The organism is Dolichospermum lemmermannii CS-548, assembly GCF_028330815.1.
In the GTDB taxonomy this organism is placed as follows: Bacteria; Cyanobacteriota; Cyanobacteriia; order Cyanobacteriales; family Nostocaceae; genus Dolichospermum; species Dolichospermum lemmermannii.
Genome location: NZ_JAQMTJ010000158.1, coordinates 1 through 12,892 on the forward strand (window position 1 = coordinate 1; position 12,892 = coordinate 12,892).

A 12,892-nucleotide genomic window follows, 5' to 3' on the forward strand; every position below is an offset into this window, starting at 1 on the left:
CACTAGTGCGATTCGTTGTTAGTTGAATCACGGTAATCAGTCCGTACATAAGCTAACCAACCCAATCCAATCATGGAAAAAGGTTGAACTCTCGGTCTGATATGGGTGCAAGTCCCATCTACCAGACTCAGGTATGACTCCCTACCTGCCCACGATGACCCGACTCGGTATCGGGAGGTCGAAGCTGGGAACAGGGCGCAATCAGACATCCGTTGTGGGGTGACACTGGTGCTAACGGGGAGTTCCCACGGTGAAATAGAGCCTAGAAAAGCGACCTAATTAAAAGCAGGACACAACATCAAAACCTGACTTCATTGGAGACAAATCCCGCCGCACATTAGTGTAGTAGCGGCAAGAGTCCAGGGATTCCAATGGTCGAAGTGGCTACACCTAACGGAACGAACAATCTAACCGAGGGAACGAATAAAAACGGGTTGAGGGTCTAAGGGAGGTCGAACCCTAAGTAGGCTGGACGAGCAGCGGAACTCCCTCAATTCGGGTAGGACAAACCGTAATTGGTTTGAGGTGTTCAGAATACACAAATGGTCGCAGAGCATGATTAGACACAGAGATAACTCTAGTGAATCCTGGAAGACGTTGCCTTGGAAGAAATTCCGCCGTAACCTATTCCGCCTACAAAAACGCGTGTATAAAGCTATTCAAGTTGGCGACAAGCGGAAAGCAAAGTCACTACAAAAGCTGATTCTGAAATCAACCGCAGCAAGATTACTGGCTATCCGTCAAGTAACACAGCTAAACGCTGGGAAAAAGACAGCAGGAATTGACGGTCAAACCGCGCTCACATTCGAGCAAAGGTTTCAACTGAGTGAAAAGCTTAGAACCGAAGCTAATAACTGGAAACACCAGGGATTACGCGAAATACCCATCCCCAAAAAGGATGGTAAAACCCGAATTCTCAAAGTCCCCACTATTGCAGACAGGGCTTATCAATGCCTTGCTAAATACGCATTAGAACCAGCACATGAAGCAACCCTCCATGCAAATAGCTATGGGTTCAGAACAGGACGCTCGGCTCATGACGCACAGAAAATCCTATTCCTCAACTTACGCTCATCTTGCAATGGAAAAGATAAACGAGTTATAGAACTCGATATCGAAAAGTGCTTCGACAGGATAAACCACGCCGCCATCATGGACAGACTCATCGCTCCTAAAAGCATAAGACAAGGAATATTCCGCTGTCTCAAAGCCGGAGTCAACCCAGAGTTTCCCGAACAAGGAACATCCCAAGGTGGTGTGGTAAGTCCACTACTAGCTAACATCGCCTTAAACGGGATTGAAAGTATTCATAGATACCACAAGGAATCTAATCACAGAATTACAAACAAGACCCCAAGGGAAAAGATTGTCGAACCATCAATCCGCTATGCAGATGATATGGTGATAATACTCAGACCACAAGACGATGCCACAGAAATACTTGACAAAATCAGTCAGTTCTTAGCAGAGCGGGGAATGAAAGTCAGCGAGAAAAAGACAAAGCTAACCGCCGCGACAGATGGATTTGATTTCCTCGGTTGGAACTTCAAAGTTCAGAAAAACGGGAAGTTTAGATGCGTTCCATCAGTGGACAACTTCAAAGCTTTTCGCAAGAAAGTAAAACACATCGTCAACAACTCGAATTATGGTGCTACCACAAAGGCTGAGAAATTAGCCCCTGTAGTTAGAGGTTGGAGGAATTACCACCGCTTCTGCAAGATGGACGGATCACGTAACTCGTTATTCCACATCAAAATAAGAGCATTCAAGGTATTCAACAAGGAAGCCAAACAGAACCGCTTTACCAGTAAGCAATTACGAGATAAAGCGTTCCCAGCAGTTCCTTACTCCGAAAATAAACACATCAATGTCAAAGGCGAAAAATCACCCTACGACGGAGATTTGGGTTACTGGAGCGAGCGTAATAGCAAGCTCTATGACAACCATACCTCTAAAGCCCTCAAACGGCAAAACCATAAATGTGGACATTGTGGATTAAAAATGCTCAGTGATGAAAAGGTACATCTACACCATGTAGATGGAAGTCATACGAACTGGAAAACTAAAAACCTTCTAGCCATTCATGAAAGCTGCCACAATTACATACATACCAGCAAAAGCGAAAGCTAAGAACATCGGAAGCTGGGTGCGGTGAAAGTCGCACGCCCAGATTTAACTGAGAGGGGCGGGAAATAATATTCCCCCTCGACTCAACCCAAACATAAACTCCGCGCTATCCAAGTGCATTTTTCTCCAGCCCAATTAGGTGATGAACTTTCCAGTGATCAATTATTGGAATATTATCCAGAATTGATCCCACTGTAAATGATTCGTTAGTCTGTAATTAGTACCCGAAAACAAACATGAACACAATGATTATCAGTATACTACGTAAACTTACAGTTGTTTGTTTAGCCTTAACTTTGTGCTTAACAACTGTCGCTTGCGGGGGAGGAAACCAAGCTAATTCTCCAACTAAGAATATTAGCCAAACTGCTACTCCCACCAAGTTAAATGATGGTCAGTATGAAGTACAACAGGGTACATACAATGATGCCAATGGTGAGTATACCTTGTTTTTACTCAATAACAATCCCCCCAGCTTTGCCACAGAAAAGCTGCAAATGGCACGATTGACTGATGATGAAATCAAAGCAGGTAAGAAAACTTACTTAAAAGTAGAAAATAGTCAGCCAGTCTTATACATGACCGAGGACTTCAAACTTGAGTACGTCCACAACGTCACCGAAACCAGAAACAATCCCCAAACCGGACAACCGGAAACTGTGATTGTGCGCCAACAAAGTAGCTTTTGGTCCCCTTTTGCAGGAGCTTTAGTTGGTAACGTCGCTGGTCAAGCTATTGGTAGTATGTTGTTTAGACCTCAATATTATGTTCCCCCCGTTTATCAGCCAGGTGGGATCATGAATGGTCATGGTGGCTATGGTTCTAGCTATGATTCGGCTGTTTCTAGTTACCGTTCTCGCTACAATGAACCACCCGCAGCAGTGAGAAATCGCACCACTTTCCGCACTACAGGAAACATCAGAAATTCGTCTTCAGGAACCGCCAACCGCACCACCACAACTGGACGAGCTTCTGGTTCTGGTTTTGGTGGTAGTACCCTTACACCTTCTGGTAATTCTAGCTCTACTCGCCGCAATTCTGGTAGTAGTTTTGGTAGTGGTGGCCGTTCTTCAAGTCGCCGTTCTTCCGGTTTTGGTAGTAGAAGAAGATAGGAAATTTCTGTATTAACTCTTGATTCGTAGCGACTGTCTTGATTGTCAAGCGATCGCTATGAGATTGGGCGGTGGTAGGCACGGGCAAAAAGATTCTGAGTTAGTAATCTAGATAGTTGTAGCCCGCCCTACCACTCCACTGCGTCGCCAGTCATGGCTTGTCACAATAGGCATCACCGTGGTCGGGTAGCAGGACTATATCGCTATAATCCCGCCCCCTCAGAACCGGACTTGCGCCTTACAACGCATCCGGCTCAAGCAAGTCACAACTACTTATTGTTCCAGAATGTATTTGCTAATGACAGTGCAGATGTACGAGTTGTAGGTTGCCGTAATTGTCACCACCACCCTGCGATTTTGGCTTTTTATGATGAAGATGTAACTCCTCATCATTTAATAGAGATTCCCCACATATAGGACAGACATATTGTTGCCTTTGGGCTATCTTCTGCCTACTTTTGATTAATTCGGATTTAGTTTTAGCTGCCTGCCGTTTAATCCAGTAGTCCCTTAATTTGGGGTCATCGGGTGATGATTTACCCCTAACAAGAATGTGCCTTTCAATCGTAATCGCCTATAGCAGTTCAATTCCGCGCCATCGCTCTTGTTCTCCTCCTTATTTATTAAGGGTTTTACGTTAAGTTGACACCAATGAGCATTGCTAAACTCCTACCCGCTTAAATCAAATAATTAAGCCGTGTTGAGTATAATTAAAAAAGGTGGGAAATACCCACCCTACATTTACTCAGCAAACACTCCAGCAAAAAAGTCCAAAGTCTCCTTCAAAGCTTTGATGAAAACATCAATTTCCTCACGGGTATTGTAAAAAGATAAACTTGCCCGTGCAGTTCCTGCTAAACCTAGATGACGGTGTAATGGTTGAGTACAATGATGTCCAGAACGAATTGCCACACCTTCTTGATCTAACAAAGTTGCTAAATCATTAGCGTGAACACCTTCTGCCGTAAAAGCTGCTAATGCGGCTCTACCTTCCCCTTCAGTATTGGGTTTTGGTCCGTGGATTCTAATTTGGGGTATTTGTGCTAATTGCGCGAATAAATAAGCCGTTAATTCCGCTTCATAAGCATGGATTTTATCCATACCGATATTAGTAAGATAATCTATCGCTGCACCAAGGGCGATCGCTTCCCCAATAGCCGGAGTACCAGCTTCAAATTTATGGGGTAATTCTGCATAGGTGGAATGGTCTAAAAATACCTCTGCAATCATCTCACCACCACCAAAAAATGGCGGCATTGCTTCTAGTAATTCCAACTTACCATACAAAAAGCCAATGCCAGTGGGAGCGCACATTTTATGTCCAGAAGCTACCAACCAATCACAGTCTAGTTCTTGGACATCAATAGGAGTATGGGGGACACTTTGACAAGCATCAAGTAAGAACTTCGCACCGTATTTATGAGCAATTTCGGCGATTTCCTTAGCTGGATTTATGCAACCCAAAGTATTAGAAATATGCAGAATAGACACCAGTTTTGTTTTTTCAGAAATCAGGTTTTTAAACTGCTCCAAATCAAAAGTTTCTTCGGTCGTCAACTCCACAAACTTCAATATTGCACCCGTTTTTTGAGCGACAAATTGCCAAGGAACGATATTACTATGGTGTTCCATTACCGAGAGAATAATTTCATCTCCTGGCTGTAAATTGTTCATTCCCCAACTGTAAGCGACTAGGTTAATAGCCTCAGTTGCGTTGCGGGTGTACACAATTTCTTGGCGTGATTTAGCATTAATAAATTTAGCGATTTTATCACGCGCACCCTCATAAGCATCAGTAGCTTTTCCGCTGAGAAAATGTGCGCCACGATGGACATTTGAATTATATTGTTCGTAATAATCACGCCAAGCATTTAATACGAATAAAGGCTTTTGAGAAGTAGCTGCATTATCGAGATAAACCAGGGGTTTACCGTGGACTTCCTGATGTAAAATGGGGAAGTCAGAACGAACTTTATCAGCGAGAGATTTGGTAGAAGTGATGGTCATGTTGAAGAAGAAGTTCAGGAGTTTAGATGTTCAGAATAATAACTAGAATTTAGGAGTATTGCAGAATTTAAGAAGAACGAACCACAGAGGCACAGAGGACACAGAGAAAGAAAGTTTTAGAGCTTTTTGTGTTAGTAGGTGCGGGGTTTACTCACCTTTTTTAGGGGTGAGTTCCCGAAGTTTTATCATTTATTGGTGAGACTTGTAACAGTTTTCAACAAACTCTCACGCAAAGAAGCAACAGGGATAAAGTTAATAATTTCCATTGCGAAACCATTAACTAATAATTTGCGAGCATTATTTTCATCAATGCCGCGACTTTGCAGGTAGAATATTTGATCATCTTCCAACTGACTGACAGTAGCACCATGAGCGCATTTAACATTATCAGCAGTGATTTCTAATTGAGGTTTGGTGTCAATTCTCGACTTAGACGATAACAGCAAATTGCGGTTTAATTGAGATGCGTTAGTTAACTGTGCTGGCTTAGGAACAAAAACCTTACCATTGAAGATACCATGAGCGCGATCGCCTATAATGCACTTGTGTAACTGTTTACTCACACCATGGGGATGATTTAAAGACAAAGCACTGTGAGTATCAGCCAATTGATTATCAGCAATCACAGTCAAACCATTCAGCGTCGTTTCCGTTTGTTCACCAGTTTGCAAAATCTCCAAATTGTGACGAGAGATTTTACCCCCAACCGTCACAGCATTACAACTATAACGACTATATCGCGCCTGAGTAACAGCAGTTTTCCCAACATGAAAAGCCGCAGCACCTTCTCGCGCAATTCTATTATGACTCACCTGAGCATTTTCATTTACCCAAATTTCCGTAACACTATTAGTGAAGTAAACACCCTCATTTTGTGAAGATGCAATATACTCTTCAACTAAAGTTACTTGAGAGTTACTTTCAGCTACTACTAAAACGCGAGGTTGGGAAATAGTCGCAGACTCACCAGAAACAGAAATAAATAATAGATGAATTGGTTTTTCCACCACCACATTTTTACCAACCCATACCACAGCGACATCATTTAAAGCCGCAGTATTTAAAGCCGTAAAAACTTCCTTCGCACCTTCCGCTTGAGCTAAATATTCCCCTACAATCTCACTGGATAAAACATTCAAATTACCAACAATTAACCCAGCAGGTAAGTTTTCAGTATTAGATAAATCAGGTGAGTACACACCATTAACAAACACTAACCGCTGAGAAACTTCAGGTAAAATATCAGATTCTAAAGATGTTTCCTGAAACATCCCTAACTTAAAATCTACCTGTTTCAAAGATGATAAATCAGTAAACCGCCATTCTTCCTCGCGGGTATTGGGAATAACAGAATGACGAACCCATTTAGCAGCACCGTCACGAAGTTGTTTTAAGCAATCATCCTTTTTCGATACAGTTACCTGATTTAACAAACCAGTTAAAAAAGGATCTCTATCTAATAGAGAATTAGGAATAGAAGTAAGAGAAACTGGAATAGACATTACACACCCACTCCCAAAGCTTCTTCGAGAACCCAATCATAACCGCGAGATTCCAACTCAAGAGCCAACTCCTTACCACCACTTCTGATAATTTGTCCTTGCGCCATAACATGAACAAAATCAGGAACAATATAATCGAGAAGACGCTGATAGTGAGTAATCATAATTGTGGCATTTTCAGCATTGGTTAACTGATTAACTCCATTAGCAACAATTTTCAAAGCATCAATATCCAAACCAGAATCAGTTTCATCTAAAATCGCCAACTTTGGTTCTAAAATCGCCATTTGCAGAATTTCATTCCGCTTCTTTTCCCCACCAGAAAAACCCTCATTCACACTGCGATTCAGAAAAGAAGAATTCATCTTCACAACATCCAACTTTTCCTCAACCAAATCATCAAAATCGAAAGCGTCAACCTCCTCCAAACCTCTAGATTTCTGACGAGAATTATAAGCAACTCGTAAAAAATCCAAATTACTCACACCAGGAATTTCTAGAGGATACTGAAAAGCTAAAAACACACCATTTCTAGCTCTTTCCGCTGCTTCCATTTCCAAAAGATTTTGTCCTTGGAAAACCACCTCACCACCAGTAACAGTATAAGCTGGATGTCCCGCCAAAACCTTAGAAAACGTACTCTTCCCAGAACCATTAGGTCCCATAATCGCGTGAACTTCCCCAGCGCGAACCTGCAAATTCAACCCCTTCAAAATCGGAGTTCCATCAACATCAGCCGTCAAATTCTTAACCGACAAAATCAAATCACTATTCTCAACAATCATCTTCTCTTCCTCTCTTTCTCTGCGTACTCTGTGCCTCTGTGGTTCGTTTTCTTAACCCACACTACCCTCTAGTTTCAAACTCAACAACTTATCAGCCTCAACAGCAAACTCCATAGGTAACTGATTAAAAACATCCTTACAGAAACCGCTAATCATCATCGAAATAGCATCTTCCGAAGAAATACCCCGTTGAGCAAAAAAGAACAATTGATCTTCACCAATCTTAGAAGTAGAAGCCTCATGTTCCACCTTACCCGTATTATTCTGAACTTGAATATAAGGAAAAGTATTCGCTTGAGCATTATCCCCAATTAACATCGAATCACATTGAGAATAATTTCTCGCACCTTTTGCAGTGGGATTAATCTTCACCAAACCCCGGTAACTATTACTAGATTTACCAGCAGAAATTCCTTTAGAAATAATAGTGCTGCGGGTGTTTTTCCCAACGTGAATCATCTTACTTCCAGTATCAGCTTGCTGCATATTATTTGTTAATGCAACCGAGTAAAATTCACCCACAGAATTATCACCAATCAAAACACAACTAGGATATTTCCAAGTAATAGCAGAACCTGTTTCTACTTGAGTCCAAGAAATCTTAGAATTGACACCTTGACACAAACCACGTTTAGTTACAAAGTTGTAAATTCCGCCTTTACCATTGACATCACCAGCGTACCAGTTTTGCACGGTAGAATATTTAATTTCCGCATTATCTAAAGCCACCAATTCTACAACCGCCGCGTGTAATTGGTTGCTGTCGTACATGGGGGCTGTACAACCTTCTAAATAAGAAACATAACTTCCTGCTTCGGCGACAATTAAAGTCCGTTCAAATTGTCCTGTATCTCCGGTATTAATGCGGAAATATGTAGACAGTTCCATCGGACATTTTAAGCCTTTGGGAATATAAACGAAAGAACCATCACTAAATACAGCCGCATTTAAAGCTGCGAAATAATTATCAGCAATGGGAACAACGCTACCCAAATATTTTTTAATTAATTCTGGGTGTTCTTGTAAAGCTTCCGAAAAAGAACAGAAAATTACGCCATCTTTGGCAAGTTTTTCTTTATATGTAGTCGCAACAGAAACACTATCAAAAATCGCATCAACAGCAACGTTACTTAATCGCTTTTGTTCATTTAAAGGAATACCTAATTTTGCAAAGGTTTCCAATAAAGTCGGATCAACTTCGTCTAAACTGTTGAGTTTAGCTTTCTTTTGTTTCGGTGCGGAATAATAAATAATATCCTGATAATTAATAGGCGGATATTGGACATGAGACCAAGTTGGTTCTGTCATTTTCAGCCACTGATGATATGCTCGGAGACGATATTCCAGCATAAATTCCGGCTCATTCTTTTTGGCGGAAATTAGGCGGACAACATCTTCGCTTAACCCACGAGGAATAGTATCGGCTTCAATATCGGTAACAAAGCCGTACTTATAAGGTTGGTTGACTAATGTGGTGACGGATGCGCTCATCGGTTCTCTTCTGTTCTCTTTAAAGGACGGGCGACGGGTTGCACAAAGCTAATTCCCGTTTTCTGTTACCAATTCCTAACAGGACTGCTAGAATAGGTTTAACGACTAAAACAATTCGGCTGTTGTTTAATCTATTTTCATTGTACGATAGATTAACAACAACAATGTTGTTTAAGTTAAATTTTCAGAAAAAAAAGTTTTTTATTTTGGGACGTTTGCGAAGCGTCTAGTAGAGAAGATGGCGACTACCCAGCAGACCTCAACTAAGCAGGATATCCTAGAGTATCTATTGAAACACTCACAAGCAACGGCTGTTGAGTTGGCGAACTTTTTGGATGTGAGTCCCCAAGCGATTCGTCGTCATTTAAAGGATTTAGAGATGGAGGAGTTAGTTCTATATTCGGTATCAGAACAACCGAGTATGGGCAGACCCCAGCACGTTTATCACTTGAGTCGGGGGGGAAGATCACATTTACAAAAAAATGCTAACCGCTTAAGTGATGGTTATGGTGAGTTTGCGGTTTCTCTTCTTGACACTTTAGCGGAAACTGTGGGACGTGACCAAGTAAAGTCTATTTTACGGAAACAGTGGGAACGTAAAGCCCAAGAATATCATGAACGGGTGGGTAATGGTTCTTTGCAGGAACGGGTCGCAAATTTGATAGAATTGCGAAAGGCTGAAGGTTTTATGGCGGAGTTTCACGCTGTGGAATCAGATGCTAGTGGTGCGGAAAGATTTATTTTTGTGGAACATACTTGCGCTATTTCTGATGTTGCGGAATCTTTTCCCAGCGTTTGTGGTCATGAATTGGAAATGTTTGCGGCTATTCTTCCAGATTGTACTGTGGAACGGACTCATTGGTTGATTCATGGTGAACATCGTTGTGGTTATTTGGTGGAAAAAAGTTAGGTGGGGGTTATTTGTGTGCTTCTATACCCACCCGGAAATCAATTTCCGGGCTAATAGTTTAAGTACGTTAAAACGTACTCTGGTTAACTAAATAAATTGTTACTTTACAAAACCATTAAAAATATATAAACTAAATAAAAAATTTTATTATTTTTCAGGTATATATTTTGCATCCACAACAGATTAAGGAAAAACTAAAATCATTAATTGAGGAAGCATCAACCATAGATCCCAGTTTAGCAATTAGGTTAAACCAGATTAACAACTGGATTAAAGATGTGAAACCTGGTACACTGATGTCTAAACGTTTTGTTCTTTTGTTTCTTCTGGAAATTATCAGAGATGCAGACGCTTGGATCAAATTTCAATCTTTAGCTTCTGAGGTAGAAAAACAATCTGCTTTGGATGCACTACCACCGACGCTGAAGTATTGGTATGGTGATCTATTTCCCAGGTGGTTGAGTAAAGAAGACAAAAAATTTTATATTTGGAGAAGAGAGTTAATGGCGGGAAATTTTCATCAGGAAGACGCACCGCTAATAGACGCTATCTCTAAAATTATTAACCAAGATGGTGGTACAGTTGTCAAAAGATATATTGCTGACCTGTCAATGGCAACTGATATAATTGTTAGTGGTAGCCAGAATAAACCACTTTGTGTACAACTTACTAGCCTAGATCAAGAATTTTTACCTAATAAGGTTACTAAATGGAAAGATAGACTAATTTTCTGGGAAATAGAAAGAGGTTTATTTTTAAGTTACAACCCTAAAAATCAGGATTTTGTTAATCAGATAGTGAATACAGCATTAGATAATAGTGATCATCTAAATTCAGGTAGTTATCAGCAATTGATTTTATCAGGACGTACCGTAGTTAGATGGATAATATTTGGCATCTGAATATTTTTACCAAAGGTAATTAATTATGGTAGTCGAAAAATTAACTGACCGTCAACAAAGATTAGCAAGTTTTTTAGAATCTGTAAAAGCTGCACAGCAATTACAAGATGATATTATGAAATATGGGTTAGAAGCGGCTGATTTATATTTTGAAGATATAGATGGTGATTGGCTAGAAACTTGGGGAGATGATGACGATGAACCTGGTTATATTGAGAAAATTACTACTTTCTTAGAAAGTGATGATCTGGTTGCGGTGGAGGTAAGAAAACGTTTACAGAATAAATCTCATGATGAAATTATTGCTGGTTTGGAATATTGTTTGAGTCAATTAACGGAGAAAGATCGGATTTTTGCAGCTAAGGATTTTTTAGTTGGTGATGTTGTGATTTCTGGAAGTAGTCGCGCTTCTGGTAATAGTTCTATTAATGAGGTTGAGTTGTTGGAGTTAGCGGAAGATTTGATGGAGAAGTTAACGGAGATTTTGGGGTAATGATTATATTTGACCAAATAAAAATATACTGGATTAGGTAATATAAAATTAATCATGATAAAAGAACCTATAGATTTTTTGTTGGAAGTGTTAGTAACAACTTCGCAAAGTTTTGGTGATAAAAATATTGTTTATCCTTTACTGACAGCTAATGTCGACAAACTAGATTTGAATTTTTCTGACTTATTACACCGTTTCGCTAAAAATTATTTTGGTAAAGAACCTTTGAGTAAATCACAACCCGTAGCAGCAGCTATCGGTGATTTTGGTACACTAGTTGGACAGTTTACTCAAGGAAATATATCTAATAATTTAGAAATCGCTATTGCTTGTTTTGAGGTTATTGAAATTATCTTTACCCGTAAATCTTTTCCAAGAGAGTGGGCTACATCTAAACTTAATTTAGGTAATGCTTATCTAGCTAAAAGATATGGTGATACTTCAGAGAATTTGGAAAATGCAAGATTAGCTTATGAGAATGCTTTAAAAATTTACTCTGTTCAAGAGTTTCCTATAGAGTGGGCAGAAACTCAAACAAATTTAGTAGTTTTATATTCTAAAATGAGTAGAGTTACAAAAAAAAAGACCTATCTTTATAAAAAATTAGAAATATTAAATTCAAATTGTAAAAGTGCTTTAACTATTTTTAAGCAAAATAATTTATTGGAGAAATGGGCAATTCTAAGAGATACTATGGCATCTGCTTACTGTGATGTTCCGAATGAGTATGGTGAAAGAAATTGGGAATTAGCAATAAATATTTATCATGAAATATTAGAAGTCATAAACAAAAAAACTCTTCCTGAACAATGGGCAAATACTCAAATGAATTTGGGTATTGCATATAATAAAAGAATTCAGGGATATAAAGAAGACAATTTAAAATTGGCAGTCAAAGCATTTGAAAATTCTTTAAATTTTTATACTTTTGAAAATTACCCATTTGAATATTCTATACTTCAAAATAACTTAGGTAATGTTTTCCGTGATCAAGGTTTAGTAAAAAGAGCAATAAATTGTTACAGATCAGTATTAGAAATTAATACACCTAAAATTTATCCTATTGACGCAAAAATGGCTGCTCGTAACCTTGGAAATACTGCTTTTAAATCAAGACTATGGACAGAAGCAATAGAAGGTTATAGTATTGCCATTGAAGCATTAGAAACTAGCCGCACTTGGATAAAATCAGAATCACGTCGTCAAGAGATTTTAGAAGACTCTATAAACATTTATCAAAACATAGTACAGGCATACATCAATAATAAACAAATAGATAAAGCCTTTGAATACTCTGAACGATCTCGTTCTCAACGTCTGGTAGAATTAATGGCGAGTTCTCACCTCTCCCAAGGTGAAAATATACCACCAAACGTTCAAGAATTATTACAAAAATACGAAGAGTTACAACAACAAATTGACATAAGTAAGTTGGCGCAAAGAAATCAAACTATGTAAAGATAAGTAAATACGGAAAATCAATCTACTGAGGTGATTAAAATATGGGCGCTCGTTTAAGGGTATTTTTAACTCGTGAGCAAGATAAAACCCTGTTGAACCTAA

The 12,892-nt window shown here is 39.4% G+C and carries 11 protein-coding genes and 1 pseudogene; 7 read left to right on the forward strand and 5 right to left on the reverse strand.

What is annotated here, in order from left to right; all coding sequences use genetic code 11:
• Positions 1–555 precede the first annotated feature (555 nt).
• The 3 genes and pseudogenes from PN450_RS10465 to PN450_RS10475 all read left to right on the forward strand — a co-directional run bounded on the left by PN450_RS10465 (position 556) and on the right by PN450_RS10475 (position 3,239).
• Complete coding sequence (locus PN450_RS10465) at positions 556–2,130, forward strand: group II intron reverse transcriptase/maturase (RefSeq protein WP_271836228.1); 1,575 nt, start codon at positions 556–558, stop codon at positions 2,128–2,130.
• A gap of 87 nt (positions 2,131–2,217) precedes the next feature.
• Positions 2,218–2,325, forward strand: a pseudogene (locus PN450_RS10470) (DUF1517 domain-containing protein); the annotation flags it as partial.
• Positions 2,326–2,372: 47 nt separating this feature from the next.
• Positions 2,373–3,239 carry a hypothetical protein gene (locus PN450_RS10475; protein WP_213799002.1) on the forward strand — a complete coding sequence of 289 codons (867 nt, stop codon included), beginning with the start codon at positions 2,373–2,375 and terminating at the stop codon, positions 3,237–3,239.
• A gap of 295 nt (positions 3,240–3,534) precedes the next feature.
• Here PN450_RS10475 and PN450_RS24065 read toward each other — a convergent pair whose 3' ends face one another.
• The 5 genes from PN450_RS24065 to sufB form a co-directional block, all read right to left on the reverse strand.
• Positions 3,535–3,810, reverse strand: coding sequence for an HNH endonuclease (locus tag PN450_RS24065; protein ID WP_417033742.1), 276 nt, complete (start codon positions 3,808–3,810; stop codon positions 3,535–3,537).
• 170 nt (positions 3,811–3,980) lie between these two features.
• Positions 3,981–5,246 (reverse strand): cysteine desulfurase, encoded by a 1,266-nt coding sequence (locus PN450_RS10485; protein ID WP_271836230.1) that lies wholly within the window; start codon positions 5,244–5,246, stop codon positions 3,981–3,983.
• 185 nt (positions 5,247–5,431) lie between these two features.
• A complete protein-coding gene (gene sufD / locus PN450_RS10490) occupies positions 5,432–6,748 on the reverse strand; it encodes a Fe-S cluster assembly protein SufD (protein ID WP_271836231.1) in 1,317 nt (438 codons plus the stop codon).
• Positions 6,748–7,533 (reverse strand): Fe-S cluster assembly ATPase SufC, encoded by a 786-nt coding sequence (sufC, locus tag PN450_RS10495; RefSeq protein ID WP_148761607.1) that lies wholly within the window; start codon positions 7,531–7,533, stop codon positions 6,748–6,750. The genes sufD and sufC overlap by 1 nt, the downstream gene beginning before the upstream one ends.
• Positions 7,534–7,584: 51 nt before the next feature.
• Positions 7,585–9,024: a Fe-S cluster assembly protein SufB gene (gene sufB / locus PN450_RS10500; protein ID WP_015080912.1), complete on the reverse strand. Its 1,440-nt coding sequence runs from the start codon at positions 9,022–9,024 to the stop codon at positions 7,585–7,587.
• Positions 9,025–9,262: 238 nt separating this feature from the next.
• Here sufB and sufR point away from each other — a divergent pair, with 238 nt between their 5' ends.
• The 4 genes from sufR to PN450_RS10520 all read left to right on the forward strand — a co-directional run bounded on the left by sufR (position 9,263) and on the right by PN450_RS10520 (position 12,787).
• A complete protein-coding gene (gene sufR / locus PN450_RS10505) occupies positions 9,263–9,934 on the forward strand; it encodes an iron-sulfur cluster biosynthesis transcriptional regulator SufR (RefSeq protein ID WP_148761605.1) in 672 nt (223 codons plus the stop codon).
• Positions 9,935–10,101: 167 nt separating this feature from the next.
• Complete coding sequence (locus PN450_RS10510) at positions 10,102–10,836, forward strand: hypothetical protein (RefSeq protein ID WP_271836233.1); 735 nt, start codon at positions 10,102–10,104, stop codon at positions 10,834–10,836.
• Between the two features lie 25 nt (positions 10,837–10,861).
• On the forward strand, positions 10,862–11,329 hold the full coding sequence (locus PN450_RS10515) for a hypothetical protein (RefSeq protein ID WP_271836235.1): 468 nt from the start codon (positions 10,862–10,864) through the stop codon (positions 11,327–11,329).
• Between the two features lie 54 nt (positions 11,330–11,383).
• Complete coding sequence (locus tag PN450_RS10520) at positions 11,384–12,787, forward strand: tetratricopeptide repeat protein (RefSeq protein WP_271836236.1); 1,404 nt, start codon at positions 11,384–11,386, stop codon at positions 12,785–12,787.
• Positions 12,788–12,892: the final 105 nt, after the last annotated feature.